Genomic DNA, 26504 nt, shown 5'->3' with positions numbered 1-26504 from the left:
TCTGACCCTTATCGATCTGATTTCATCATAGATGACGGCGGGGATGCAATCAACCGCGGCAGGCCCGTCCGCCAGCCCGTTAGGTCGGCGAGGTTGCTTGCGAACGGGCTGCATTTTGCAAAGGCAAAAGGCAAAGGCGTGACGCGCTAACGGCAAAGCTTGGCGGTGCGCCTTCAAAATTATGGGGTCGTATCCTGAAAGGCCTGTCTGACACATTCAAATGCCTGATCCAGCTCGGACTTTCGTATGATGAGCGGCGGAGCGAAGCGGATGGTATGCTCATGGGTTTCCTTGCACAGAATGCCAAGCTTCATGAGCCGTTCACAGTACGGCCGTGCAGGAACGTTAAGCTCCATGCCGATGAACAGGCCTCTTCCCCGTACTTCCTTTAAATCGGGATGCTGGATTGTGCGCAGCCTGCCGGCAAAATATTCGCCAAGCTCCCGTGACCTTTCCGCGAGCTCTTCCTGTTCAAGGACATCCAGCGCAGCGATCGCCACGGCGCAGCCCAGCGGATTTCCGCCGAAGGTTGAGCCATGGGAGCCGGGCTCAAAGACGCCAAGCACGTCTTGATCCGCTGCAACGGCTGAGACGGGAAACACGCCGCCGCCTAACGCTTTGCCCAGGATGTAAAGATCCGGCTCCACCTGCTCCCAGTCGCAGGCAAACCGCTTGCCCGTCCGGCCGAAGCCGGTCTGGATCTCATCGGCGAGCAGAAGGACGCGATGGCGGCTGCATAGCTCCCGTGCTTCCCTTAAGTAGCCGTCCGGCGGGATGATGATGCCGGATTCGCCCTGGATCGGTTCCACCAGAAATGCGGCGGTATTCGGCGTGATGGCCTGCTCCAAGGCATTCAGGTCGCCGTAGGGTACCGGCTTAAAGCCCGGCGTAAACGGGCCGAACTCCTTCCGGTATTCCTCCGACGAGGAGAAGGAGGTGATGGTGATCGTCCGGCCGTGGAAATTGCCTTCACAGACGATGACCTCGGCCTGATCCTCGGGGATGCCCTTGTTCCGGTACGCGTAACGGCGGGCTGCCTTAAGGGCCGTTTCCACCGCTTCCGCTCCGGTATTCATCGGAAGAATCAAGTCTTTGCCGGTATAGCTAGACAAACGTTCATAGAAGAAGCCGAGCTGATCATTATAAAATGCGCGCGAGGTCAGAGTCACTTGATCCGCTTGGTCCTTAAGCGCCTGAATGATCCGGGGATGGCGGTGACCGGCATTTAGGGCGGAGTATGCGCTAAGCATATCGATATAGGTATTGCCATCGGCATCGGTGACGTGAACGCCTTCCGCTTTCGTCACGACGACGGGAAGCGGGTGGTAGTTGCGGGCGCCGAACCTTTCGGACCGCTCGATATGGGATATACTGCGGTGCATGCTTTTTCGTCCTCCTTCGGGCCATAAAGAGCATGCAGACGATCAGTGCCAGCCTGCATACACTTACTTCTCCCGTGTAATACGTCGTAAAGCTTATAGAATTCGTTCCCCCAGCAGGGAGGATATGAGTCCAACCAGGAGCCGGGACGTACGCTGGCCGGAGTCCAGCAGCGGATTGCTCTCCACGAACTCGGCGGAGACGAGGATTCCGGCTTCATGCAGCGTTTCCAGCGCAAGATGTGCCTCCCGGTAGCTGAGGCCGCCCGGCACCGGCGTCCCGGTCCCCGGAGCGATCGATGGGTCGACGCTGTCAATGTCAAAGGAGAGGTGGACGCCATCCGTTCCGGAAGATGCGATGCGAATCGCTTCCTCCATGACACGAAACATGCCCAGACGGTCGATATCCTGCATCGTGTAGCAGGTGATGCCCTCGCGGAGGATCAGCTCCCGCTCGCCCTGGTCAAGAGACCGTGCTCCGATAAGCACAACATGCTCAGGCGATATAAAAGAGCCGTCGCCGCTGATTCCGGTCAGCCGGGCGTCGCCTTTCCCAAGGCCGACAGCCAGCGACATGCCGTGAATATTGCCCGAGGGCGTTGTGTCCGGCGTGTTCAGATCGGAATGCGCATCCATCCAGATGACCCCCAGCTGACGATAGTGCCGGGTTAATCCGGCAAGGGTGCCGATTGCGATGCTGTGGTCGCCGCCGAGCACAAGGGGGAAGTGGCCGGCTTCCGCTGCAGCGTGGATTCTGGCGGTCAGCGCTTCGTTTACGGCGAGGACCTCGTGTAGATTTTTTAGCCGGGCGTCTCGTGCCGTGCCTTTAGCATGCGGCGGCGGAGCAAGCCGTTCGGCGATATATTGGACGCCAAGCGCCTGGAGCTTGCGCGCCAAGCCTGCCCGGAACAGGGCCTCCGGTCCCTGGGCGGCGCCCCTGCGTGCGGCACCCCGGTCGAACGGAACGGAAAAGACGGATACTTGGGAGAATCGATGATTTGTCATTCAATGCTCACCTCCCGTCATGAGTGATACGGTTTTTGGTTTTCGCTGGTTCTGAGGGGCAAGACGCCTTGATCGCTGTTTGCACCCCGCGATGACCAGCCTTGGCAGCGGCATGCTGCGGCCCAACGTCGGGTAGCATACGGATGCTGCACCAAGCCCGCATCCCGCAGCAGAAATTTAAGCGCCCCTGCTTCGTTTGATTCGGTCATCCGGATCCGGTTAGCTCGAAGCGAATCCGAAAAAAAGAGTAAGGTGGTACATGCGTGCAGACGAGCAGTCACGGAAATGGGACGGGGATGCGAGAGCGGGATGGAATGCTGCCTGTCATGCATCATATGCTTTGGCCTAGCTGTATGGCTTGGGCGGTTAGTCAGGCGAAAGGACAAATATGGCGACAGCCTAAAGGACGATCGAAGTTGGCGACATCGCAGATAGGCGACGGTGGGGAGCAAGACAGAAGGCGATTGCCGATAGGCGATGATGAGGGAACAAGACGGAAGGCGACTGCCGGTAATCCATGGAGAGGAAGCAGGACGTGAGATGATTGCAAATAAACAATGGTGAGTGAAGCAATGCGGGAAATAGTACATTTCCAATAGACTGAAATCGCTGTAAAAAAATCCCGGAGTTAAAATGCTTGCGCCATGAAAGCGTTTGTGATAATCTATACCTGTAACCGGTTACACACCGGTTTACATGGATGAGGTGATGACGCAGATGACGACCATTCGAGATGTGGCCAAGCACGTTGGTGTTTCGGTCGCTACCGTTTCACGGGTTTTAAATGGAAACGGTTACGTACATGAGGATACCCGCTCCAAGGTGGAGCAGGCGATCCGCGAGTTGAATTATACGCCCAATGAGGTGGCAAGGTCTTTATATAAACGAAAATCGAAACTAATCGGATTGCTGCTTCCGGATATTATGAACCCGTATTTCCCGCAGCTCGCCCGCGGTGTCGAGGATGAGATGCAGGAGAACGACTACCGGTTGATTTTCGGGAACAGCGATGAAAGCAAGAAGAAGGAAATGGAGTACATCCAGACCTTTATCCAGAACAACGTGGTGGGGGTCATTTCCTCAACCAATGATCCTGACGCCGACATGTATCAGGATTTGAACATACCGGTCGTATTTTTGGACCGGACATCCAATGACCGGCCGTCGGTATATGCCGATGGACGTGAGGGCGGACGGATCGCGGCAAGGGAAATCGTGCGCCGCGGCAGCAAGGCAATCACCTTGATGCAAGGTCCGGCGAACGTGCGGCCGGCGCAGGAACGCTTTGAGGGGGCAGCCGAAGCATTGGCGGAGCAAGGCGCATCGTTTCAGGTGCTGAAGACGACATCCTTTTCGTTATCCCGCGCAGAAGGCTTTGCCCAGGAAGTGTTCCGGCAGTATCCCGATACGGACGGCGTCATTGCAAGTAATGATATCCTGGCATCCGCCGTATTAAAGGAAGCGCATCGGCTGGGAAAGAGAGTGCCGGAGGACGTGCAGATCATCGGCTTTGACGATATTTTGCTCAGCAGCCTGCTGTACCCTTCGCTGTCGACCATTCATCAGCCTGCTTATGAAATGGGCCGGGAGGCGGCCAAGCTGCTGATCGGACTGATTGAGGGAGAACGGATGGAGCGAAGCAGCGTCGAGTTTTCCGTCACATTTATGGAGCGCCAGACAACGAGAAAGGTGGAATCATAATGGCTAAAATAACGGTAATCGGAAGCGCATCCATGGACCTGGTGGTAACGTCCGCCAAGCGTCCGGGAGCAGGCGAAACCGTGCTCGGGGACAGTTTCAAGACGGTCCCCGGCGGAAAGGGAGCGAATCAAGCGGTTGCTGCAGCAAGGCTTGGCGCCGAGGTGACCATGATCGGCCGCGTAGGCGACGATTCGTTCGGCCAGGTCATTTTGAACAATTTGAAAGCGAACGGTATTGTTGCCGACTATGTGGAACCGGTTACAGATATGGAGAGCGGAACGGCTCACATTATTTTGGCCGAAGGGGATAACAGCATCGTTTTTGTGAAGGCAGCGAATGACTTGGTAACGCCGGACTACGTTGACCGGGCCGCCGAGGTTATTCAAGGATCGGATATCGTGCTGATCCAGCAGGAAATTCCGGAGGAAACGGTCGTGCATGTCAGCGATTTGTGTGCGAAATACGGCGTATCGCTTATCCTTAATCCAGCACCAGCCCGGCCGGTGCCGCAGTCGGTCATCGAGAAAGCTGCTTATATTACGCCGAACGAGCACGAAGCGTTGGTTCTGTTTGGCGAAGAGCCTCTCGGCGAGGTGCTGCGGCGTTATCCGAACAAGCTGATTGTGACCGAAGGGAAGAAGGGCGTACGCTATTACGACGGTTCGCAGGAGGTTGTTGTTCCCGGCTACAAGGTCGAAGCGGTCGACACGACGGGCGCGGGCGACACGTTTAACGGGGCGTTCGCGGTGGCCCTTGCCGAAGGCATGAGCCTTTCGGACAGCCTGGATTTTGCCAATCGGGCGGCTGCCTTGTCGGTAACGAAGTTCGGGGCACAGGGCGGCATGCCGACCCGCCGCGAAGTGGAAGGGGGCAGCTTGCGATGAAGAAGAACGGCATGCTGAACAGCCATATTGCGAAGGTGCTGGCCGATCTGGGACATACGGACCGTATCGTTATCGGCGATGTCGGGCTTCCGGTGCCGCCGGGAGTTCCGAAGATCGATCTGGCCTTGCGTCTAGGCACCCCGGGCTTCAAGGAGGTCGTGGATGCCATCGCGGAGGACATGGTCATCGAGAAGGTAGTGATCGCCGAAGAGATGAAGGCTGAAAATAAGGAAACACTGCAATATATACATGATACATTCCGGGATTGCGAGATTGAAGCTTGCCCGCATGAGCGGTTCAAGCAGCTGATGGGAGACGCGAAGGCGGTCATCCGCACGGGTGAAGCGAAGCCGTATGCGAATTGCATTTTACAGGCGGGGGTTCATTTCGGTTAATAAGGAGGTTGCACCATGAACATTGAGATGAAGAATATTCATAAGTCCTTCGGGACAAACCGGGTGCTGGCAGGCGTGGACTTTGATCTCCGGGAAGGAGAGGTCCATGCCCTGATGGGAGAGAATGGTGCGGGTAAATCGACACTAATGAACATCCTGACCGGGCTGCACAGCCGGGACGAAGGCACGATCGTCATCGATGGCCAGGAGACGTACTTCAGCAGCCCGAAGGAAGCGGAAGAGAAGGGCATCGCTTTCATTCATCAGGAGCTGAACATCTGGCCTGAGATGACGGTGCTGGACAACCTGTTTATCGGCAAGGAGCCGACGTCGGGTCTTGGTTTTTTGAACATGAAGCAAATGAAGGCGCTTGCGAAGGAGCAGTTCGGCAAATTATCCGTGAAGATTCCACTGACCCAGGAGGCCGGTGAATGCTCCGTCGGCCAGCAGCAAATGATCGAGATCGCCAAAGCGCTGATGACCAAGGCGAAAGTCATTATCATGGACGAACCGACGGCGGCGCTGACGGAACGGGAAATCGAGAAGCTGTTCGAGGTCATCCGTTCGCTCAAGAAGGAAGGCGTCTCCATCGTCTATATCTCGCACCGGATGGAAGAGATCTTTACGATATGCGACCGGATTACGGTCATGCGCGATGGCAAATCCGTTGATACGAAGCCGATTCCAGATACGAACTTCGACGAGGTTGTTCGCAAGATGGTCGGACGGGAGCTGACCGAGCGCTATCCGGCCCGGCATCCCGTTCCAGGCGATGTGGTGCTGGAAGTGAAAAACATCAGCAGCAAAGGTAAATTCGAGAACGTAAGCTTCTCGGTAAGAGCCGGCGAAATCGTCGGAATGTCGGGACTGATGGGCGCAGGACGCACCGAAATGATGCGGGCCATCTTCGGACTGGATCGGCTTGATAGCGGCGAGATCTGGGTGCGCGGCAAGAAAGTCAATATCCGAAAACCGGATGACGCGGTTAAGCACGGGATCGGTTTTATTACCGAGGACCGAAAGGATGAGGGCCTAGTGCTGGACTTCTCCGTCCGCGAAAATATGGCGCTGACGAATCTGTTCAGCTTCTCGTCCAAGGGGTTCATATCGGCGAAGAAAGAGCTGGATTTTGTGGACACGCTGACCAAGCGCCTACAGATCAAGACCCATACGACCGAGACGCCGGCCCGGAACCTGTCGGGGGGCAATCAGCAGAAGGTCGTCATCGCCAAGTGGATCGGCATTGGTCCGAGCGTGCTCATCCTGGACGAGCCGACACGGGGAGTGGACGTCGGAGCCAAGCGGGAAATATACCAGCTGATGAATGAGTTGACCGAACGCGGCGTAGCCATTCTGATGGTTTCTTCAGAGCTGCCGGAGGTGCTCGGCATGAGCGACCGAATCCTTGTCGTTCACGAGGGCCGGATTTCCGGAGAAGTGAGCGGAGAGAACGCAACGCAGGAACAGATCATGACTCTAGCTACAGGAGGACAATAATATGACAACCATTCATGATGCGAAGGCGGGAAAAGGCTTTAATGTCTCAGGCTTCACGCAAAAGCTCGGGCCGCTGCTCGGACTGATCATTCTCATCGTCATCGTTTCGGTTCTGAATCCGAGTTTTTTGGAACCGCTCAATATTCTGAACCTGCTGCGCCAGGTATCCATTAACGCCCTGATTGCATTCGGGATGACGTTCGTCATTCTGACGGGAGGCATCGACTTGTCGGTCGGCTCCATTCTGGCACTGTCCAGCGCATTTGTCGCCAATATGATGGTGGCGGGCTTCGACCCGATTCTGTCGATTATTATCGGGGTGGCACTCGGCGGTGTCATGGGGATGATTAACGGCCTCATGATCACGAAAGGAAAAATGGCTCCGTTTATTGCAACATTGGCGACCATGACGATTTTCCGGGGGCTGACGCTCGTCTATACCAATGGGAATCCGATCACGGGTCTAGGCGACAGCCTGGCGTTCCAGCTGTTCGGCCGCGGTTATTTGCTGGGCATTCCGGTGCCGGCCATTACCATGATCATCACGTTTGCTGTACTGTGGGTAATTTTGCATAAGACATCGTTCGGACGCAAAACCTATGCGATTGGCGGCAACGAAAAAGCTTCGCTTGTATCCGGTATTAAGGTTTCACGAGTGAAAATTATGATATATTCCCTGGCAGGCATGCTGTCCGCCCTGGCGGGTGCGATTCTGACATCCCGTCTGAACTCCGCCCAGCCGACGGCAGGAACATCGTACGAGCTTGATGCCATCGCCGCAGTCGTGCTTGGCGGTACGAGCTTGACCGGCGGACGGGGACGGATCGTCGGCACCCTGATCGGTGTGCTGATCATCGGTATCCTGAATAACGGACTCAACTTGCTCGGTGTCAATTCCTTCTATCAGATGGTCGTGAAGGGCGTCGTCATTGCGATTGCCGTTCTGCTCGACCGGAAGAAATCGGCTTAAGGGAGAGAGGAACTATGAAAAAAATAACGCTATTGCTCATGTCGCTCATGCTGGTCTTCATCACCGGCTGTTCCCTGGAGCCGCCGGAATGGGCGAAGCCGAAGCGGAGTGGAAACATTGAAGATATGAAGATCGGCCTGTCGATCTCCACGTTGAACAATCCGTTCTTCGTATCGTTGAAGGACGGAGTCGTGGAAGAAGCGGCCAAGCAGGGAATCGAGGTCGTTGTCGTGGATGCGCAGAACGACTCCGCCAAGCAGAGCAACGACGTGGACGATCTGATTCAGCAAGGGGTCGACGCGCTGCTGATCAATCCGACGGATTCTTCCGCCATTTCCACGGTGGTGCAGACGGCGAACAGCCTTGACATACCGGTCGTAACGCTGGACCGCTCTGCGGATAAAGGCGAGGTAGCGGCGCTGGTCGCATCCGATAACGTGAAGGGCGGACAGATGGCTGCGGAATTTATCGTGGAGCAGCTGGGCAAGGACGCCAAAGTCATTGAGCTGGAAGGCGTTCCGGGAGCATCGGCAACGCGTGAGCGCGGCAAAGGCTTCCACGACATCGCGGATGAGCAGCTGAACGTAGTTGCGAAGCAGGCGGCTGATTTCGACCGGACGAAAGGTCTGACCGTAACCGAAAACCTGCTGCAGGGCAATCCGGATGCAAAAGCGATTTTCGCCCATAACGACGAGATGGCGCTCGGCGCAATCGAAGCGATCCAAAGCTCCGGCAAGGATATTATGGTCATCGGCTTTGACGGTAACGAGGATGCGTTGAAATCGATCGAGACCGGCAATATGACGGCAACGGTCGCGCAGCAGCCGGAGCTGATCGGTCAGCTTGCGGTTCAAGCGGCGAAGGATGTGCTGCAAGGCAAAGAGGTGGAGAAAAACATCGCCGCTCCGCTGAAAATGGTCGTGAAGGAGTAGTTGTGCAATACGCGTGGCTGGCTAAAGCTTGGTGTGCGTATAATGCCGCTGTGCTGAAGGATTAGAGGCATGGCCAGCTCAAGTGGGTTTGAAGGCATAAGGAGCGAGGGCCGCAGAAACTGATCTTTAAGAAATTAGGACAGAACGAACGCGGCTCACAAATCTGGCTCAAAGAAGGAATATAGATTTAACGCGGTCCTGGTTGAAAAGCCGGGAGCCGCGTTTTTTTATTGGCTTTTTCCAATGAGAGGCCTTCTGAGCGGATCGTTTGGCCGCAGTTAGGGAGAATCGGTCGGTAAAGTCGCTATGAATGCTCGCTGCAGGGCGAGGGTGAGTCCGGAAGGAGCGAGGAAGTCCCCAAAAAGTACTTGTGGAGAGCAAACGAGCCTGAGAAGGGCGAGCAAGTCCCGAAAAAGTACGTGTCGAGCGGAAACGAGCGCAAAAAGGGCGAGCAAGTCCCGAAAAGGGACGTGTGAAGCGATAACGAGCGCAAGAAGGGCGAGCAAGTCCCGAAAAGGGACGTGTGGAGCGCAAACGAGCGTAAGAGGGGCGAACAAGTCCCGGAAAAGTACTTGTGGAGCGCGACCGAGCCTGAGAAGGGGGAGCAAGTCCCCAAAAGGTACGTGTGAAGCGATAAAGAGCGCAAGAAGGGCGAGGAAGTCCCGAAAAGGGACGTGTGGAGCGCAAACGAGCGTAGAGGGGCGAACAAGTCCCGAAAAGGGACGTGTGGAGCGCAAACGAGCGCAAGAAGGGCGAACAAGTCCCGGAAAAGTACTTGTGGAGCGCAAACGAGCGTAAGAGGGGCGAACAAGTCCCGGAAAAGTACTTGTGGAGCGCGACCGAGCCTGAGAAGGGCGAGGAAGTCCCGAAAAGGGACGTGTGGAGCGCAAACGAGCGCAAAAAGGGCGAGCAAGTCCCGAAAAAGTACGTGTCGAGCGGAAACGAGCGCAAGAAGGGCGAACAAGTCCTGAAAAGGGACGTGTGAAGCGATAACGAGCGCAAGACGGGCGAGCAAGTCCCGAAAAGGGACATTGAGCTGCCATAAAGTCACTGATCCATCCTTCAATCCCGCAAAAAGGCTTCAACGGAGCAGGCGGAATCATGCCGGAAAAGCGGAGCGTTCTCCTTTGTCCTCTAATTTTAACTACAGATAAGATCATTCCAGAAAATTAGAGGACAACAGAGATTGGAGGCATGATCCGCATGCGGAGTGATGGCACACAGAAGGCGGTATGATCCGCATGAGGAGTAATGGCTCACAGAAGGAGGCATAATCCGCATGCGGAGTGATGACACACGGAAGGAAGCATGACCCGCATACTTTTTATAGGACATGGAGCTGCCGCGCAGCATGCTCTTCTCCCTCACCCCAACACGCGCTGCCCCTCGGCCACCGCCCGGCGGTAGTCGCTCGGCGACCAGCCGGTATCCTGCTTGAACAGCTTCGAGAAATAAGAATAGTTCGAATACCCGACTTTGGCCGCGATCTGATAGACCGAGAGCGAGGTCGTTTCCAGCAGCTGCCGGGCCGCTTTGATGCGGACCTGAATGATGTAGGTGCCGAGCGATACGCCGGTTTCCTTCTTGAATACGCGGGCCAAGTAATCCGGATTCAGATAGACGATTTCCGCGAGGCTGGCCCTGGTCAGATCGTCCCCGTAATGGCGGTGGATGTACTGCCGGATTTCCTCAACGACCGTAGGAGAGGGATCGCCGAAAAAGTGATAGTCCGCCGCGGTTTGCACCAGATACGCGATATATTTCTCCATATCCTCGATCGAGTTCAGCGATTGCAGGAACAGCTGGTCATGCGTCTTGCCGCTGTACAGCTTGTGCGCCTGGATTTCCCGGCTCTTCAGATAGGCGTACACCAGCTGTACGATGTCAATCCGGAACTGCCTCAGCACGGAAGCATTGCAGACGCCTTGGCGGGCAAGATTCCGCAAATAGCCGCGAATCTCTTCCAGAAATGCCGCCGGGTCATTCTGGTGCAGAAGCGCCTCCCATGAAGCCGAATCGGGCGGAGAATAAGCGGTTTCCTCCAGCGGATGATGCGCCAGGAACATGATTTGATTGCGCTTCTTGATCAGATCCTCGTTCATCTGCAGCAGCTCCCGGATGGAGCCTGGAACGCGTCCGAGCTCCGCGGTATCGGCGATGCAGCAGCAGGCATCGCTCTTGAGGAATTTGTTGGCTTGCTGAATGAACGAGAGGAACGCCGACTCGATCGCCGCAGGATCCGAAGCCTGGCTCCATTTCAGCACAAGGATCCAGTTATAATCCCTAAACTCCTGGATCGTCTCCACCGAGAAGCGAGGATCCACAAGCAGCTCGCTAAGCACATTGAGCAGCGCGTAGTCGAACAGATCCTTGTCTTCCTTCCCGAGGCTCCGATCGTACGGGAAAATGGTCAGATGGACCGGGGTAAACAGATCCGACGCGAGATAAGACACATCATGCTCGGCGGCCGATTCCGCGATGGCGGCGGCGTCCACCGAAGGCCTTTTCTCGTGTATCCATTTGCGCCAGAATTGCTCCTGCAGCTTACGCTGATTTTTTTTCCACAGCTGTCCTTCCTTCAGCGCCTCCTGATAGCTTTGCTGCTCCTTTGCTTTGTATACTGCTTTGGAAATGATCAAGGTGAGCTTATCGAACTCGATCGGCTTCAGGAAATAATCGAAGCTCTGCAGCTCGATCGCCTTCTGCGCGTAGTTGAAGTCCGCGTAATTGGTCAGGAAGATGGTCTGCACGGCGTACCGCTCCTCCCGGATCCAGGCTAACAGCTCAAGGCCGCTGCCCTGCGGCATTTCGATATCGCAGATGAGGATCTGCACGGTATGCTGCTGCAGGATCTCCCGGGCCTGGGCGACATTATATGCGGTAAACACCCCCTCAATCGAGAGCGCATTCCAATCGATCTTCTGCTGCAGGGCGGCTACGACAAATACATCATCATCCACAAGCAATACGTTCATCGTTCGGCTCCTTTCAGGGTTGCGTCGGATAGCAGCAGCGGCAGCTCAAGGATGATCCGGGCGCCGCCGTCCTCGCGGTTATCGAAAAACGTCCGGGCCCGGCGCTGGTAGAGGAGCTCCAGGCGCTGCAGGGTGTTCATGATGCCAATGCGTTTTCCGCCAGCTTGCTTAAGCGGCCGCCCGTTCTGAAGCTGCTCGAGGATGTCCGGCGGGAACCCGGGCCCGGTATCGGAAATTTCGATGCAGAGCCGGGGATGCTCTCCCTCCGTTTGCAGAGAAACGTCAAGGCTGATTAACAGCGTCTGGGTGCGGGATACGGCATATTTGACGGCATTTTCAATGAAGGTTTGAAGCAGCAACGGCGGGATTTTCAGCCCGCTCAAATCATCGGTCATTCCGGCAATCCGGTACATGAACGCGTCCTGGTAACGATGCTTTTGAATTTCCAAATAAATGCGGACATGCTCAATCTCGTCGCCCAGCCTGACCAAGTCATCGCCGCTTTGAAAGATATAGCGGAAGTATTTCGATGTGGACAAGGACATGTACTCGATCTCCTTATGCATCTGCATCTGCGCCATACTGTAAATATTCGTCAAGCAATTCAGGAAAAAATGAGGGTTGATCTGCAGCTTCATATAGTTCAGCTGGATCCGCTGCTTCTCCAGCTCTTGCTCGTACATTTCGATCTTGAATTTCTTGATCTGTTCAATCAGATGCTTGAACTGGGAATTGACCTGTTCCAGCTCGGTGATCTCGCTGCTTCGAAAATCGAGGCTTTCGCTGTCCTCATGAATGCGCCTCAGATTTTCCGAGAAATTCTGAATGGGCTTCAGCACCTTTTTCTTGAAGTACAGCATGACGACGCTGAGCGTGCAGGTCAGCACAACGAACAGCAGCATGATGAGCAGCTGGGCGATCATGATTTTCTCGAACATGCCGAATTGGATCACTAGCTGCACATGAAAGGACGCATTGGAGAACGCTTTGGTCACAGTGGTTGTTGAGGGCGGGAACCTCAGCAAGGAAGCGGCCGAACCGCTGACGCGGGTACGCGGATCATCGTCCGCTGCCGGGCCCGATATAGCTTCTCCGTTTGATCCGATCAAGGAAACGTAGCCTTCCTCGCCCAGGTTCAGCTCGCGCAAGGGCCGGATCAGGTCGTCGGCGGAAATGAGGCAGATCAAGTAGCGGTTATGATAGGGTACGATATTCACGATGTAGTGGGTATCCCGGACGCGGATCGGCTTCCAATTGGAGTAGAAGGTCTCATAGACGTTTTTGCTATCGGTTAAGGAAACGATCTGCTCCTTGATCTCAAGAAACTCCGAATACGTCACGGACATCGGGGCGTAGTTTTGGAAGAAGTCCTGCTCCTTCAGATAAAAAAAGAAATTGTAGCCCTGGCCGTAATTTTTTTGCAGCTCGTTAAATCGTTTATGAACGCGTTCGCTTGCTTCAATGAAATCGACGTATTCGGTATCCTTGTCATCCAGCGTCTTCACGCTTTCGTCGTTAGCCAGCGTCCATCCCATGTAATGATTGATATAAGCGAAGTCATGGTTGATCTGCTGGATATACAAATTCGCCGTATCCTGCAAATACCGCGTGGACTGCTGCTTGACGATGAAGATCGAAGCGAAGCTGATCACGAGATCGACGACAAGGGCGAAGATCGAGATGAAGAGCATGATTTTGACATAATGCCGAATCGGATAAGGCTTGTTATAAAGCGACTTGACCATCGGAATTCTCCAGTTCCTTTCGCGAACGCCTTGAAATGAAAGCGTTTTAAGGATAGTAAGGCTATTATAAAACGAAAGACGCAAAAAAACATGGCGTTCCTGGAGGCCTCCCGCGATAAAGTCCGGATATTGCCGGTTTAAGTCCGGATAACGGCAGGACATTGCCGAAACCGGGGCCCCAAGTCTCGGTAAGGGTAAAAGAAAGGTCCGATTAGCGTTTCACAAGGTCCGGTTAACGCTGCTCCGCCGGAGTATACTGAAGCTGTTCGATTCAACCTAACGCTTTGGAAGCGGCGGGAGAGAAAGGGGGATTCCATTGAAAGCAGGCCAACTGAACGACTCCCGGCAGCTTATTTCGAGAATCAAGAAAAATTGGGGGCTGTACCTGCTGCTGCTGCCCGCGGTGGTGCTGGTCCTGTTGTTTTCCTACGTGCCGATGTACGGCATCCTGATCGCCTTTAATGATTACAGTCCTGCGGCAGGCATTATGGACAGCCCGTGGGCGGGGCTGAAATACTTCGAGAAATTTTTCCGCTCCTATCAATTTGAGAGCACGATCAAAAACACGGTCGTCATCAGCCTCTACAGCGTGGCTACGTTTCCGATTCCGATCATGCTCGCATTGATGGTCAACCAGATGCGTCCCAACCGGTTCAAGCGGTTTTTCCAGACGGTGACCTACATGCCGCACTTCATATCGACGGTGGTCATGGTCGGCCTGATGCTCATCCTGTTCTCGCCCAGCACGGGCTTGATCGGCAACCTGTTCCGCCTCTTCGGTGCCGAGGCGCCGAATCTGATGGGCTCGGCCGGGTGGTTCAGCAGCGTCTATGTGTGGTCCGACGTGTGGCAGCACATGGGCTGGGACAGCATCATTTATATCGCGGCCCTGTCGGCCGTCAATCCCAGCCTGTACGAGGCGGCGACGATGGATGGCGCGAGCCGTTGGCAGAAGATCCGGTACATCGATATCCCGATGCTGATGCCGACCATGATCACGCTATTGATCCTTCGAATCGGAAATCTGCTTGGCGTCGGCTTCGAGAAGGTGTATCTGATGCAAAACAACCTCAATATCACGTCCAGCGAGGTGATCGCGACCTATGTGTACAAAATCGGGATGCTGAGCAGCCAGTACAGCTTTTCCTCGGCCATCAACCTGTTTAACACGGTCATTAATTTCGTGCTCCTGATCATGGTGAACTACATTTCCAAGAAGTACAGCGAGAACAGCTTATGGTAGAGAGAGGAGGGTTTCAATGAGCGGAATGGAAGCAAAAACGAAAAAAGGGGCGCGCGCCGTCTACACCCGTTCCTCTGACCGCATCCTGGAGATTGCCATGTACATCTTCGCCGTCCTCTTGTTGATCGTTCTGATCTATCCGATCTATTTTATCGTCATTGCCTCATTCAGCGATCCGGCAGCCGTTGCGAACGGGCAGGTGTGGCTGTTTCCGAAAGATTTTACGCTGGCGGGCTATCAGGAATTGCTGAAGCATTCTAATATATGGGTGGGGTACCGTAATACGATCCTGTATACCATCGTGGGAACGGCGATCGGCCTGGCGGTCAACATTTCGGCAGCCTACGCGCTGTCCAGACGGGATTTGGTCGGCGGCAAGTACATTTCCCTGCTTTTTATATTCACGATGTTCTTTAACGGCGGCCTGATCCCTACCTTCATGACGATCCGGGATTTCCAGCTGTACGATACGTTTCTCGTCATGGTGCTGCCGTTCTCGGTGGCGGTATTCAACATTATCGTAGCGCGGACGTTCTTCAAGACGAGCATCCCCGAGGATTTATGGGAGGCGGCCCAGATCGACGGATGCGGGAATCTGAGGTATTTTGTCCAGATCGTCATCCCGCTCTCGAAAGCGGTAATCTCGGTCATCGCCTTATGGACGGCCGTCGGCCATTGGAATTCATATTTCAACGCGCTGATTTATTTGAAAGATTCGAATCTGTATCCGCTGCAGCTTATCCTCCGAAACATTCTGGTGACGAACCAGATGCAATCGGCCCTCGGAACGGGGGAAGCCGCAGCCGTCGCGCTGCGCTTGGCTAACCTGATGCGGTATGCGGTCATCATTGTCGCTACGGTTCCGATCATGTGCATTTACCCGTTTGTGCAGAAATATTTCAACCAGGGGGTGATGATCGGAGCCGTAAAGCAATAATGTTCGATTCAATGCATGTCCTATCATCAAAAAGCTTGGGGGGTTTATGGAATGGTAAAGGGCTTGAAGCTTAAGGCATTTCCGGTCAAGACGGCGGTTTCGATGCTGCTGGCTCTGATGCTGGTGTTTAATCTGGCGGGGTGCAGCGGCGGCGGCAAGGAACCGGCGGCGGAGCCGGATGCGGCTTTTAATGAAGAAGGGCTGCCGATCGTGAATGAACCGATCACGCTGGACGTGTTGACCGTTCGATGGGGGAATATGGGGGATACGTTTCTTCAGAATCAATGGCTGAAAGATCTGGAGAAGCAAACCAACGTGAAAATCAACTGGCAGATCATGTCCTCGAACGACTGGGGCGAACAGAAATCGATCATGCTGGCAAGCGGGACGCTCCCGGACATCATTTTCGGGGATATTGTGTTCAGCGATTCCGATATCGTCAACAATCTGTCCTACTTCCGGCCGCTCGACGAATACATCGACCAGTACATGCCCAATTTAAAGGCAGCGATGGAAGAGACGCCGGAGATGAAACAGATGAGCACCTTCCCGGACGGAAAGATCTACTCCCTTCCGGCACGGCTCCCGTCCAGACCGGAATCGTCGATCCAGCCGATCATCAACAAGACCTGGCTTGACAAGCTTGGATTGGACGTACCGGACAATACCGAAGAACTGTACCAGGTGTTCAAAGCGTTCAAGGAACAGGATCCGAACGGGAACGGAAAAGCCGATGAAATCCCGGTCAGCGGTTCCGGGGATATCAGCGTGGATTTATACAATCCGTTCGGCATCACCGACATCAATGCCAACAGCATGATGGTGGTGGACGGGGAGCCCGTATACTATCCGATTACGGAAAATTATAAAGAAGCGATAAAATGGGCGCATCAGTTGTACGCCGAAGGTCTGATCGACCAGGAGGTGTTCACCCAGGACAACACCATGCTGACGGCCAAGCAGCAGAATCCCGACGCTCCGCTGATCGGCTTCTCCAATCAGTGGGTACCCGATGCCGTGTTCGGGAAGTGGAAGGATCAATACATCGCCATTCCACCGATCGCCGGTCCTGACGGAAAACGCTATCAGGGCGGAGAGCCGGGCGGCTTGAGCCTGCGGCGGAACCAGCTGCTCATTACGACCTCCAACGAGCATCCGGAGGTATCGGCGCGCTGGGCGGACCAGTTCTATACCAATGAAGCCAGCATCCAGAATTTCTGGGGCGCGATCGGCACCGTCATTAAGAAAAACGACGACGGTACGTACACGCTGATGAATCCGCCGGAGGGAACGAGCGCGGATGCTTGGTACTGGGAGCAGTCGGTTCGCGATTTTGGACCGAAGTACGTCAGCCCGAGCTTTGAGCGCAATATCATCCTGGACGAAACGACAGGAGACGGCTTGAAGCTGGTCATCGATAAGCTGGGCAGCGATTATGTGACCACCCCGTTCCCGAACGTCATGTACAGTGCGGAGGAATTCCAGGAGCTGCCTACGCTGACGACCGATATCGACGGTTATGTCAGCACAACCCGGGCAAAATGGATTACGGAGGGCAACATTGATCAGGAATGGGACGCTTATGTGAATAAGCTGAACGAAATGGGACTGGAGCGGCTGCTCCAGATTCGCAAGGATGCTTATAAACGGTATACCAGCGCAAAGTGATGCCAGTATAAGGCGAATGCGGCCCTGCAGATGCGAATAGGCAGGGCCGCCGCCGTTTTGCGCGGGGCAATCTACATTTTAAGAACAAGAGGAGAGCGTTAGACATGAACAAGTTTCGGATCGGTTTGATTGGACTCGGCGGTATGGCGCAAGAGCATATCCGCTGGATGAAAGCAGAGAATGTGTATGAGTTTGTTGCCGTCAGCGATGTGAACGGGGACGCGATGGCGAGAGTCGGCGATCAGCTCGGCATCGAAGACGGCAAGCGCTACGCGAATTATAAGGGACTGATCGAAGACCCGGATGTGGACGCGGTCGTCTCGGTGACGCCGAATAACGTGCATGCCGACATCATGAGTGCATGCCTTCATGCGGGAAAACCCTTTTTGGCGGAGAAGCCGTTTACGCGGATCTTCGAGGAGGCTGTGCCCTTGCTGGAATTGTACGAGAAACATCCGGTCCCGGTCATGATCGGCTTTACGTATCGTTATACGCCGGCATTCCGCTATGCCCGGGAGATCGTGCGTTCCGGGAAACTGGGCACGGTCCGGCATTTCTCCCACCAATATCTCCAGGGCTTTGGCGTCCCGCATCAACAGGTCCCGTATATGTGGAGGTATAACAAGGCCGTCACCGGGACGGGGGCTCTGGGCGATCTCGGCTCGCATATGATCGACATGGCGCGCTTTCTATTCGGAGAGTTCGAGGAGCTGACCGCCCAGCTGCAGACGATCGTTCCGGAACGCCGCGATCCGGTCACGGGAGCGATGGCGAAGATTGAGGTCGATGATTTCGCAAGCTTTCAGGCCCGGATGACAGGGGACGTTATGGGCGTGTTCCAAACGTCGCGCAATGCATTCGGCTCGGGCAACCAGCATGAAGTAACGATCTACGGCGATTTGGGGACGGTTCATGCGGGAACGCTTGACCCCGACCACATCGTGTGGATCCGTGAGGAAGAGGGCGGACAGCTGGCGAGAGCACTCGTCGAGGTGCCGGCTCATTGCAAGGTCACGCAGTATGCCGACTTTGCCGCCGTTTTAAGAGGGACCCCGGCAGACGGCGTGCCCGGCTTTATGGACGGGTACCGGAACCAGGAGGTGCTGGATGCCGTCGTCAGAGCAAGCGAATCCAAGTCTGCCGTCCGGCTTAGGGCGGATTGAGCGTATCCCGACCGGTTTAAGCGTGTGTGACTTGTCGTGCGCTGATGCCCGCTCACCATGCTTTCCCCATCCAGATATACAGCGGCATTAAAACAAACAGGAACAAGCAAAAGTTAACGGTTACAAAAAGGTATCTGAGTATGGGCTTACGGTGGAATTCTACAGGTGTGCGTAAACCTCCGGTGCCCTCGATCACGAACAGGATCAGCAGCGTGTGGATGATCGTATGGCCGATCACCTCGATGTGACCGAATACAAGGCTTGTCATGAAGAAGATTCCGGTGACGAGCAGTGCGGTAAAGCGGTTCATAATTCCCATGATAAAGGCCCATGCCAAGCCGATCTCAACGAAGGCGCTGATCAACACGAATTGCTCGAGGGTAAAACCGAAGGTGGGAAGTCCGTAGCTGCCCATGACGGAGCAGGCAAGCGCTGGCATGGTCAGCTTTTCCATGGCGAGCCAGGACAGCGAGAACCCCATACATATATAGAGGACGGCGGGAGCGGTTCTCATGAAAGGCGTGTCATAAACGAACAGGCAATAAACGATCCCCACATACATCAAATAATCCAAGGCGTGAAAAACCCCGTATTCCAGCGAAGCTTGGATATACAGCAAGAACAGAATGGCACCGCTTACTTTTAACGTTTTCGTATTGGCCAGACAGGCGGCGGCAATGAATAGCCCCAGGACGATCCACATCGATTTGATGGTGAATTCGGGGGCAAGGTAAGACCCGCTGAATAACTGCAGCAGAAGCCCGATGCCAAGGCCGGTTCGCAGGATGAGCTGGGTGTGCTGCTTCATTCGGCATAGCCATGTATGAATTCGCAGGATCGGACGCGCACGGCTGATCGGCCCGGAGACGGCGCAGGCGAGCCAGAGCATCAGGACGGTAAACGCTAGCCAGAACAGGAAGGACGGGGTGACGATGCGGGAGAAAGGCAGGGGGTCCCATTCGAAGCTATCCGTAAACCATTTTACGTGCACATAGAAGTTGCTAATCTTGGAGAAATGCATTACCATTCACTATGTTCCTCCCTTAACCACTCTAATCACCTATCCAAGATAATACAAAATTAACTTAAAAAGTATATTCTGGACGAATATATCCCTCCTTGTGAAAAATTTATCCCATAAAGAACGGTCAGACGGACGAACCTATCGTTTCTTCAGACGCGAAAGATGGAGCGATCCTAAACGCTGTTTTGTTATAATGGTCCTAACCTAAGTTTAATAAAGGAAAAGAGTGACACAGATGAAGCAAAGCGATGTGGGAGGACCTCGACCGTTCGAGGACAAGACTCGCCGTGACTACGATCATCCCGAGACACAGCATGAGAGCGGCGATCTCAAATACATAACGGAAGCAGCGGGTACGCCCATGAAGGGGCGTGAAGAGCGGGGAGCCGTGCTTATGCTGCAGGGAACGGCCTCGGATGTCGGGAAAAGCATTGTCACGACGGCATTGTGCCGCATTTTTCTCCAGGACGGCTACCGGCCGGCTCCATACAAATCGCAAAACATGGCGCTTAATTCGTACGTGACGCCAGACGGAAAAGAGATTGGGCGGGCACAGGGCGTTCAGGCTGAAGCCTGCGGCATCGCTGCCACGACCGATATGAATCCGATTTTGATCAAGCCGGTGAAGGACATGACGTCCCAAATCGTCATTCATGGCGTGCCTGAAATGCAGATGAGCGCGATGGATTATAGGAATCGGTTCCTGCCGAAAGCAAAGGACATTGTGCTCGAGGCACTTGAACGACTGCGCCGGCAGCATGACATTGTCGTGATGGAGGGAGCTGGGAGTCCGGCAGAGATCAACCTGAAGGACCGGGACATCGTCAATATGAATTTAGCGGGCTGGGCCGACGCCCCGGTAATCCTCGTTGCGGACATCGACCGCGGGGGCGTGTTTGCCTCTATCGTCGGTACGCTCGAGCTGCTGGAGCCCCATGAGGCAGCGCGGGTGAAGGGCTTCATCATCAACAAGTTCCGAGGGGATGTTGCCTTGCTTAAGCCGGGCCTCGATTGGCTCGAAGAGCGCACAGGCATTCCGGTGCTCGGGGTTCTGCCCTACATTCCGGACATGCGCATTGAGGCGGAGGATTCCGTCGTGCTGGAGAAGCTTGCGCTTCGCTCAGGACCGCGGAAAGAGCTCGATATCGCGGTCATCCGGTATCCGCGGATCTCGAATTTTACCGATGCGGATGCATTGGCCGGCGAACAGGACGTCCAAGTCCGCTTTGTAAGCTCGGCGGATGATTTGGGCGAGCCGGATGTCATCATCCTGCCGGGCTCGAAGGATACGATCGGCGATCTGGAATTTTTGAGGGAGCAAGGCTTGGCACAGTGCATTATGGACCGGGCGCGGGAGAGAAATGTACAGATTGTCGGCATTTGCGGCGGCTACCAGATGATGGGCAAGCGTCTATCCGACCCGGATGCGGTGGAAGGAGGCGCACGTGAAGCGGAGGGGCTCGGGCTGCTGCCGCTGACGACGATCTTCAGAAAAGAGAAGAGAACCGTTCGGGTCCGGGGAAAGCTGGCGCAGGGGCATCCCTTAGCACTGGGCACTCCGGTTCCCGCTGCCGATATGCCCATTGAAGCGTACGAGATTCATATGGGGATCAGTGAATGGAGCGGGTCAAGCGAGGATGGAGCGTATGCACCGCTGTTCATCATGGGACCCGGCCCCGATGGGAACGCCGATTCTTATCCGATGGAAGGTCACTCGGAGGGACTGGGCACTGCGGACGGTTCGGTATGGGGCAGTTATTTGCATGGCCTGTTTGACAATGACGAGCTGCGCAGGGCATGGCTGAACGGCATCCGGCTGAAGAAAGGGCTGGCCCCGATCGGGGAAACCTTCAACGCACGCAGCCGCAAGCTAGAGGAATTCGACCGGGTAGCGGGCATCGTGCGAAGCCATCTGGATATGGACAAAATCTATGCGATGAGCGGATTAAGGCAGCGGGTCATCCAGGAATAAATGGATTTTCAAACGGGAATATAAATAATAAAGTTGGAGTGGCACCATGCCGACGGCATGGTGTTATTTTGCGTCGATTTTCAATTTTTTGCTCCCCAAATGAACATTACCCTTGATTAAATATAGGATAGGGGGGTATACTAACTACAAGCAAAGAAGCATTCATGCAAGTGTACACCTACAGGATTGGAGTGATCGCGGATGAGTAAGAAAATGGCTTTTCTGACATTAACAACCCTGCTGGCTTTCGGTTTCTTCACGGGATGTGATGATCCGAAAGGGGGAGACTCAAGTTCCGGAAACCAACGATCCCCGCAGGATAAGGCCGGCCGTGAGGCGCAGCTTGACGGGCAAGGCGAGCATGGAGCGCATGAAGCCGAAGAAGCTTCAGCACATGGCATACAAGATGTGCAAGAGCCGCACGAGGCGCGAGGAAGTCATAGAACATCAGAGGCTCATGGAACGCATACGGCAAACGCATCACATGGAGCACATGCAGGACATGGAGCACATGCAGAGCATGGGGCAGGGCATGGAGTTTCGTCGGACGACTACAAGGCGGCCTTCCAATTCAACGGGGCGCTGAACGCAGGCAGCGACACGGAGCTGACCATCAAGATTACCAACAAGGATGGGCAGCCGGTGCAGCAATTCGATGTTAATCATGAGAAGCTGATGCATCTGATCATCGTCAACCACGATCTGTCGTACTTTGAGCACATTCATCCCGATTATCTGGAGAACGGCGTCTTTACCGTGAACACAACATTTCCGGCAGGCGGGAAGTATAAGCTGTTCGCGGATTTCGTTCCCCAGGGCGCTCATGGGGCAACACTTAGCGAGTGGGTAACGGTCGCAGGAGAGGAACAGGCGCATGCACCGATCAAGCCGACAAACCTCGTGCAGCAAGTGGACGGCAAGCGGGTCGAGCTATCGCTCAGCAACACGCTTTCGAATGAAGAGGCTGTGCTCGCCTTCGAATTTCAGGATGCGGAAACCAAGCAAGGCATCGATAATTTGGAGCCGTACCTGGGCGCAATCGGCCATGTCGTTATTTTGTCGGCCGATGCGGAGGAATACATTCACGTGCATCCGGTGGATGAAGACGGAACCGGACCCAAGGCGGAGTTCGCTACAATCTTTCCGAATAGCGGCATCTACAAAATCTGGGGACAATTTCAGCATAAGAACGAGGTCTTTACGACTGCGTTTGTGGTAGAAATCCAATAAATCAAGGAGTGATCGATATGTCCGAAGCGGTAAAAATATATACGATACCAACGTGCAGCGACTGCAATTTTGCCAAACGTTATTTGAAGGAACGGAACGTCCCGTATACGGAATACAACTGTGAAGAAAATCCGGCTTACGCCGAAGAAGTACGGGAGCTGACCGGAAAATCAATCGTACCGACGATCGTGATCAACGGCCGGGTGTTTATCGGCTTTGCCGACAACCTGGACGAGATTCGAAAGCTGATTCCATAAAAAAACTGTTTCACCCATGGCTGGTGGGGGAAGAAGCGCAGGCGATCCTACAAGGATTGCCGCGCTTTTTTTCGTTGCGCCGGAGCAGATGGAGCGGTCGCTTTCGTGCTTACCGCCGGGAAAATTTTTCGAAGTTTAATCCAAATTCACAGGTGTCAAAAATCAGTAGGGGTGTTATTATATGGTTTGTGTCTTTCTTAGGAAAACGGCGATTGATCATGGATCGAGAGGAATCATGAAACGATCGGAGATATGTCACGTATCAATATTCACCAAGCTTTGAAGGAGGGAGATTATGTTGGATAACGGCATGAATGTCATTCTGTTCGAGAAGAAGCCGGACGGAGAGCTCCGGCAGATTGAGGAGCGGACATGGACGATGAACATGGTGACGGCGCTCGAACACGTGAATTATATCGTAGCGGGCGGCCAGGAATATGAGACGATTGAAGGCAGGCTGAATGTAGATTCCGGAAAATTGGAGCTGCTGCTCGTTCCGATGCGGAATGTGTGAATCTTTGTCCGAAAGGAGCAATCATGTTGAGTAATGAAAAAGACAAACAGGAATCGCCGGCATCCAAATGGCTGACACCGGAAGGCAAGCCGATTCGCGTCCTGTCGAGCTCGCTCGGCATCGCGCTGCTCGCCAATGCGTTTCTGGTATCCGGAGCCACCGCAGCCGGCAACCCGAACGAACTGGCCTCGGAAGCCGTATCTTCGGCTGATGAGCCGAAGCTGGTCTCATGGTCGACCGAGGAAGTGAAGAAATATTTCGATAAGCATACCGACTGGAACATCCCGTTCCCGGAAGAGGAGGATTTCCAGAAAGCCGAGGAAGGCTCGACGGGGTCGGGCTCCGGCGGCACGACGGTCATCAATAACTACAGCGGATACAATGCCGGCTTCGGCTGGGACGATCTGCTGCTCTACCATATGCTGTTTAACAACGGGTCCTATTACTCATCCAGAGGCTGGTACGATAATCACCGCGGCTATTATGCCAACACCGGCAAGCCATACAAGCCACGCACGTACACAAGCGGCGCCTTTCAGAACAAGCCGGTGGTCAACTCCAACGTACGTCCTAAGACCTCGACCTCGTCTTCCGGGACGATCGTTCGGCGCTCGACCTCTTCCAAATCCGGAGGAATCGGAGGCAAGTCCAGCGGCTTCAGCTCGTCGTCCAGCTCTAAATCCAGCTCAAGATCGGGCGGGTTCGGCGGATGACCGATTCGGGCGTGTTTGAAGTCGCAGGACAGCCGGCCCATAACCGGAGCGAGCGAGTGAAGCAGCTTGCCGAGCTCGGGTTCACGTGGGCCGATCTGGAAGAGGAGCCGTACTGGATCGACCAGATCGTGACGATGAACGAAGACGTTTACAATGAGCTCGAGGCTGCGGCCTCCATGCTGTGGCGGATCGTGGACAAGACCGTTCGCTATATTCACGGCAATCATCATATTTACCATCTGATCGGCATCCCGGAAATTCTATGGGAAATGCTCGATCGATGCCCCATACCGGAAGAAGGGCTGATCAGCCGCTATGCCCGATTCGATTTTGCGGTTTCGCATGACGGTGCGATCAAGCTGCTCGAGCTGAATGCCGACACGCCTACCGGTTATGTGGAGGCCTCCATTGCCACCCCTTGGCTATGCCGTCAAGCAGGCATCCGATCCGTGAATGACCGGATGGCTGGACTGGTTGCAGAGGCTTGGGGCGTGGAGCGGCCGGATACGGCAGCCTGCATCGGCTATGGCGAGCACCTGGAGGATTCCGGTACGATTGAGGCTTTGGTCCGGCACAGCGGATTGGACGTCCGATTGGTGGATTGCCTGGATCTGTGGGTGGACGAAGGCGTTTTGAGGGACGGCGACAACCGGGAAATCCGCAGGATGTTTGCCTTGTATCCAAAGGAGTGGATGTCCGTCGATGAGGGCGGTGACGCACTGGCCTACGCGATTGAGACCGGAAACCTTGCGCTGTTTAATCCGCCGCACAGCATTCTGATGCAGTCCAAAGGTCTGATGGCCGCGATCTGGGGCATGTTCGAGCTGGGACTGCTGTTCGGTCCGGAGGAACGGGAGGCCATTGAGAAATACATGCTCCCGACCTATAACAAACCGGTATTCTCCGGCAATTTCGTCTCCAAGTCGATGTTCGGCAGGGAAGGCGGCTCGGTAAAGCTGTACGATAACTCGGGGGAGCTGGAGGTAGAGGATCAGGACGGTTACGACACCAGTGTAATGTTCCCGACGGTCTATCAGCAGCGAGCCGAGCTGGCCCGAATCCGCACAGCGGAGGGCGAGTTTCATCTATTAACAGGCTTGTTCATCCTGAATGGCACGCCTTGCGGGCTGCTGGGACGGGCGGGCGGTCTGATTACGGGAAATACGAGCCATTTTATCGCAATAGGAGTGAAGTAAATGGAATGGAATGAAGGAAAGGAGCACCAAGCTGCGCCTCGCAGGAAACGCAGATTCTCGCTTGCCGCATACGGATGGCTGGCGGCAAGCCTGATGCTTTTATTCGTGCTGAGCGCGTGCTCCAGCAGCCAGACGGTGTTTCATACCGGGAGCTCGGGGGAGGAATCCATTTCTACGGCAAGAGTGCCTTGGGATTACCGGATTGTCGAGGGCACCGTGGGTGATCTGATCGGCGGGGATATGACCGTGCTGCCGGATAATGAGCTGCTGCCCAACGACGGCAACTATGCGACCGGGGACAAGATCTGGACGCTGCAGTTTATGGACGCCGAGCTGACGACCGACGAGAACCAGCGGAATAATATCCGCTTATCCTCTTGGCAGACGATCAAATCCTACAAGGATGAGAAATCGGCCCAGGCAGATCTGACCAACCTCAAAGTCATCGTCAAAACGGATGTGGAGCTGGTAGGCGTGTACGCAACGACGCATAAAAACGAAACAAGACGCTTTGCCGTAATCGAGCTGCCGACGGGGAACCGGATCAAGCAGCCGATCGACGAGAAGCGTTATACAGCAATGGAAAAAGAGAAGACGGTTGATGTTGTATTGGAGGAAGTACATGACTTCGCCGATTACGACTTGGCCTATGCAAAATTTCGGGGGTGGGCGGAGTGACGGTTGTTATCAATATCGCAGTTAGCGTGGTGTGCATGATTCTGCTTCAATTGCTGGGGATGCTAGTATTCAGCTGGATGACCCGGTTTAACGACATGGAAGAGCTGAAGAAGGGGAACGCGGCCGTAGGGCTGGCCTTCGGCGGCAAGTTTATGGGAACGGCGATCATCTTGGGCGTCTCCGCCTATACGAATTCATCGATCTGGCACATGATGCTGTGGTTTGCCGTCGGGTATGTGTGCCTGATCGTCGTCTATTGGGTGTTTGAGCTCGTAACGCCGGGCCTGAATATTTCCGAGCATTTGCAGAAGGGGAATATGGCCATCGGCATTTTGCTTGCGATGGTGTTTATCGGCACGGCTTTTGCTGTAAGCAGCCTGATCATCTAAAGCTTCGTGCAGCAAATGCGGGAGAGGAGCAGTAGTG

The 26504-nt window shown here is 54.7% G+C and carries 24 protein-coding genes; 19 read left to right on the top strand and 5 right to left on the bottom strand.

The window, feature by feature from the left end:
* Window positions 1–179: 179 nt before the first annotated feature.
* Both MKX76_RS12965 and rocF read right to left on the bottom strand, forming a co-directional pair.
* Entirely contained in the window at window positions 180–1382 is a 1203-nt protein-coding gene (locus MKX76_RS12965) for an ornithine--oxo-acid transaminase (protein WP_007129675.1), read from the bottom strand.
* Between the two features lie 93 nt (window positions 1383–1475).
* On the bottom strand, window positions 1476–2384 hold the full coding sequence (gene rocF / locus MKX76_RS12960) for an arginase (protein ID WP_251536946.1): 909 nt from the start codon (window positions 2382–2384) through the stop codon (window positions 1476–1478).
* Window positions 2385–3101: 717 nt separating this feature from the next.
* Here rocF and MKX76_RS12955 point away from each other — a divergent pair.
* The 7 genes from MKX76_RS12955 to MKX76_RS12925 all read left to right on the top strand — a co-directional run bounded on the left by MKX76_RS12955 (window position 3102) and on the right by MKX76_RS12925 (window position 9748).
* Window positions 3102–4085 (top strand): LacI family DNA-binding transcriptional regulator, encoded by a 984-nt coding sequence (locus MKX76_RS12955; RefSeq protein WP_251536944.1) that lies wholly within the window; start codon window positions 3102–3104, stop codon window positions 4083–4085.
* A complete protein-coding gene (rbsK, locus tag MKX76_RS12950) occupies window positions 4085–4969 on the top strand; it encodes a ribokinase (protein WP_251536942.1) in 885 nt (294 codons plus the stop codon). Before MKX76_RS12955 ends, rbsK begins: the two co-directional genes overlap by 1 nt.
* A complete protein-coding gene (rbsD, locus tag MKX76_RS12945) occupies window positions 4966–5364 on the top strand; it encodes a D-ribose pyranase (protein WP_007129679.1) in 399 nt (132 codons plus the stop codon). Before rbsK ends, rbsD begins: the two co-directional genes overlap by 4 nt.
* Before the next feature lie 15 nt (window positions 5365–5379).
* Window positions 5380–6861, top strand: a complete 1482-nt coding sequence (locus tag MKX76_RS12940; protein WP_251536940.1) for a sugar ABC transporter ATP-binding protein — start codon at window positions 5380–5382, stop codon at window positions 6859–6861.
* A 1-nt stretch (window position 6862) separates the two neighbouring features.
* On the top strand, window positions 6863–7831 hold the full coding sequence (gene rbsC, locus MKX76_RS12935) for a ribose ABC transporter permease RbsC (RefSeq protein WP_007129681.1): 969 nt from the start codon (window positions 6863–6865) through the stop codon (window positions 7829–7831).
* 14 nt (window positions 7832–7845) lie between these two features.
* Complete coding sequence (gene rbsB, locus MKX76_RS12930) at window positions 7846–8763, top strand: ribose ABC transporter substrate-binding protein RbsB (RefSeq protein WP_007129682.1); 918 nt, start codon at window positions 7846–7848, stop codon at window positions 8761–8763.
* Between the two features lie 724 nt (window positions 8764–9487).
* A complete protein-coding gene (locus MKX76_RS12925; protein ID WP_341033912.1) occupies window positions 9488–9748 on the top strand; it encodes a hypothetical protein in 261 nt (86 codons plus the stop codon).
* A gap of 379 nt (window positions 9749–10127) precedes the next feature.
* Here the strand turns inward: MKX76_RS12925 and MKX76_RS12920 are convergent, their stop codons facing one another.
* Together MKX76_RS12920 and MKX76_RS12915 are read right to left on the bottom strand one after the other, a co-directional pair.
* Window positions 10128–11738: a helix-turn-helix domain-containing protein gene (locus MKX76_RS12920; protein WP_341033910.1), complete on the bottom strand. Its 1611-nt coding sequence runs from the start codon at window positions 11736–11738 to the stop codon at window positions 10128–10130.
* Window positions 11735–13483: a sensor histidine kinase gene (locus MKX76_RS12915; RefSeq protein ID WP_341033909.1), complete on the bottom strand. Its 1749-nt coding sequence runs from the start codon at window positions 13481–13483 to the stop codon at window positions 11735–11737. Before MKX76_RS12915 ends, MKX76_RS12920 begins: the two co-directional genes overlap by 4 nt.
* 316 nt (window positions 13484–13799) lie before the next feature.
* On the opposite strand from MKX76_RS12915, the gene MKX76_RS12910 reads away from it, so the two are divergent.
* From MKX76_RS12910 to MKX76_RS12895, 4 genes are all read left to right on the top strand, one after another.
* A complete protein-coding gene (locus MKX76_RS12910) occupies window positions 13800–14726 on the top strand; it encodes an ABC transporter permease (protein WP_341033907.1) in 927 nt (308 codons plus the stop codon).
* Between the two features lie 16 nt (window positions 14727–14742).
* On the top strand, window positions 14743–15663 hold the full coding sequence (locus tag MKX76_RS12905; RefSeq protein ID WP_007133118.1) for a carbohydrate ABC transporter permease: 921 nt from the start codon (window positions 14743–14745) through the stop codon (window positions 15661–15663).
* Between the two features lie 102 nt (window positions 15664–15765).
* Window positions 15766–17331 (top strand): extracellular solute-binding protein, encoded by a 1566-nt coding sequence (locus MKX76_RS12900; RefSeq protein ID WP_445669853.1) that lies wholly within the window; start codon window positions 15766–15768, stop codon window positions 17329–17331.
* Window positions 17332–17435: 104 nt separating this feature from the next.
* Window positions 17436–18494, top strand: a complete 1059-nt coding sequence (locus MKX76_RS12895) for a Gfo/Idh/MocA family protein (RefSeq protein ID WP_341033904.1) — start codon at window positions 17436–17438, stop codon at window positions 18492–18494.
* Between the two features lie 52 nt (window positions 18495–18546).
* On the opposite strand, the gene MKX76_RS12890 is transcribed toward MKX76_RS12895, so the two are convergent.
* A complete protein-coding gene (locus MKX76_RS12890; protein WP_007133115.1) occupies window positions 18547–19521 on the bottom strand; it encodes a hypothetical protein in 975 nt (324 codons plus the stop codon).
* A gap of 391 nt (window positions 19522–19912) precedes the next feature.
* Here MKX76_RS12890 and MKX76_RS12885 point away from each other — a divergent pair, with 391 nt between their 5' ends.
* The 8 genes from MKX76_RS12885 to MKX76_RS12850 all read left to right on the top strand — a co-directional run bounded on the left by MKX76_RS12885 (window position 19913) and on the right by MKX76_RS12850 (window position 26467).
* Window positions 19913–21490: a cobyric acid synthase gene (locus tag MKX76_RS12885; RefSeq protein ID WP_445669852.1), complete on the top strand. Its 1578-nt coding sequence runs from the start codon at window positions 19913–19915 to the stop codon at window positions 21488–21490.
* A gap of 201 nt (window positions 21491–21691) precedes the next feature.
* Complete coding sequence (locus tag MKX76_RS12880; protein ID WP_341033902.1) at window positions 21692–22720, top strand: hypothetical protein; 1029 nt, start codon at window positions 21692–21694, stop codon at window positions 22718–22720.
* 17 nt (window positions 22721–22737) lie between these two features.
* On the top strand, window positions 22738–22977 hold the full coding sequence (locus MKX76_RS12875; RefSeq protein WP_007133112.1) for a glutaredoxin family protein: 240 nt from the start codon (window positions 22738–22740) through the stop codon (window positions 22975–22977).
* 295 nt (window positions 22978–23272) lie between these two features.
* Window positions 23273–23491 carry a hypothetical protein gene (locus tag MKX76_RS12870; protein ID WP_007133111.1) on the top strand — a complete coding sequence of 73 codons (219 nt, stop codon included), beginning with the start codon at window positions 23273–23275 and terminating at the stop codon, window positions 23489–23491.
* 23 nt (window positions 23492–23514) lie between these two features.
* On the top strand, window positions 23515–24204 hold the full coding sequence (locus MKX76_RS12865) for a hypothetical protein (protein WP_007133110.1): 690 nt from the start codon (window positions 23515–23517) through the stop codon (window positions 24202–24204).
* The gene (locus tag MKX76_RS12860) at window positions 24201–25400 is read left to right on the top strand and encodes a glutathionylspermidine synthase family protein (RefSeq protein ID WP_341033901.1); all 1200 of its coding nucleotides are present in this window, start codon (window positions 24201–24203) and stop codon (window positions 25398–25400) included. The genes MKX76_RS12865 and MKX76_RS12860 overlap by 4 nt, the downstream gene beginning before the upstream one ends.
* Entirely contained in the window at window positions 25401–26078 is a 678-nt protein-coding gene (locus MKX76_RS12855; RefSeq protein WP_007133108.1) for a hypothetical protein, read from the top strand.
* Window positions 26075–26467: a DUF350 domain-containing protein gene (locus MKX76_RS12850; RefSeq protein WP_007133107.1), complete on the top strand. Its 393-nt coding sequence runs from the start codon at window positions 26075–26077 to the stop codon at window positions 26465–26467. The genes MKX76_RS12855 and MKX76_RS12850 overlap by 4 nt, the downstream gene beginning before the upstream one ends.
* Window positions 26468–26504 lie beyond the last annotated feature (37 nt).

It is taken from the genome of Paenibacillus sp. FSL R5-0810, from assembly GCF_038002285.1.
GTDB lineage: Bacteria > Bacillota > Bacilli > Paenibacillales > Paenibacillaceae > Paenibacillus_AQ > Paenibacillus_AQ lactis.
The sequence above is the reverse complement of the archived record's forward strand: the minus strand, read 5'-3'. Positions and strand labels throughout refer to the sequence as shown.

Coding starts and splice junctions, on each gene's coding strand:
- MKX76_RS12880 (WP_341033902.1), top strand. CDS start 21,692: ATGAGTAAGAAAATGGCTTTTCTGACATTAACAACCCTGCTGGCTTTC.
- MKX76_RS12920 (WP_341033910.1), bottom strand. CDS start 11,738: ATGAACGTATTGCTTGTGGATGATGATGTATTTGTCGTAGCCGCCCTG.
- rbsB (WP_007129682.1), top strand. CDS start 7,846: ATGAAAAAAATAACGCTATTGCTCATGTCGCTCATGCTGGTCTTCATC.
- MKX76_RS12940 (WP_251536940.1), top strand. CDS start 5,380: ATGAACATTGAGATGAAGAATATTCATAAGTCCTTCGGGACAAACCGG.
- rbsC (WP_007129681.1), top strand. CDS start 6,863: ATGACAACCATTCATGATGCGAAGGCGGGAAAAGGCTTTAATGTCTCA.
- MKX76_RS12915 (WP_341033909.1), bottom strand. CDS start 13,483: ATGGTCAAGTCGCTTTATAACAAGCCTTATCCGATTCGGCATTATGTC.
- MKX76_RS12890 (WP_007133115.1), bottom strand. CDS start 19,521: ATGGTAATGCATTTCTCCAAGATTAGCAACTTCTATGTGCACGTAAAA.
- MKX76_RS12870 (WP_007133111.1), top strand. CDS start 23,273: ATGTTGGATAACGGCATGAATGTCATTCTGTTCGAGAAGAAGCCGGAC.
- rocF (WP_251536946.1), bottom strand. CDS start 2,384: ATGACAAATCATCGATTCTCCCAAGTATCCGTCTTTTCCGTTCCGTTC.
- MKX76_RS12855 (WP_007133108.1), top strand. CDS start 25,401: ATGGAATGGAATGAAGGAAAGGAGCACCAAGCTGCGCCTCGCAGGAAA.
- MKX76_RS12955 (WP_251536944.1), top strand. CDS start 3,102: ATGACGACCATTCGAGATGTGGCCAAGCACGTTGGTGTTTCGGTCGCT.
- MKX76_RS12875 (WP_007133112.1), top strand. CDS start 22,738: ATGTCCGAAGCGGTAAAAATATATACGATACCAACGTGCAGCGACTGC.
- MKX76_RS12885 (WP_445669852.1), top strand. CDS start 19,913: ATGCTGCAGGGAACGGCCTCGGATGTCGGGAAAAGCATTGTCACGACG.
- MKX76_RS12965 (WP_007129675.1), bottom strand. CDS start 1,382: ATGCACCGCAGTATATCCCATATCGAGCGGTCCGAAAGGTTCGGCGCC.
- MKX76_RS12895 (WP_341033904.1), top strand. CDS start 17,436: ATGAACAAGTTTCGGATCGGTTTGATTGGACTCGGCGGTATGGCGCAA.
- MKX76_RS12905 (WP_007133118.1), top strand. CDS start 14,743: ATGAGCGGAATGGAAGCAAAAACGAAAAAAGGGGCGCGCGCCGTCTAC.
- rbsK (WP_251536942.1), top strand. CDS start 4,085: ATGGCTAAAATAACGGTAATCGGAAGCGCATCCATGGACCTGGTGGTA.
- rbsD (WP_007129679.1), top strand. CDS start 4,966: ATGAAGAAGAACGGCATGCTGAACAGCCATATTGCGAAGGTGCTGGCC.
- MKX76_RS12865 (WP_007133110.1), top strand. CDS start 23,515: ATGTTGAGTAATGAAAAAGACAAACAGGAATCGCCGGCATCCAAATGG.
- MKX76_RS12860 (WP_341033901.1), top strand. CDS start 24,201: ATGACCGATTCGGGCGTGTTTGAAGTCGCAGGACAGCCGGCCCATAAC.
- MKX76_RS12900 (WP_445669853.1), top strand. CDS start 15,766: ATGCTGCTGGCTCTGATGCTGGTGTTTAATCTGGCGGGGTGCAGCGGC.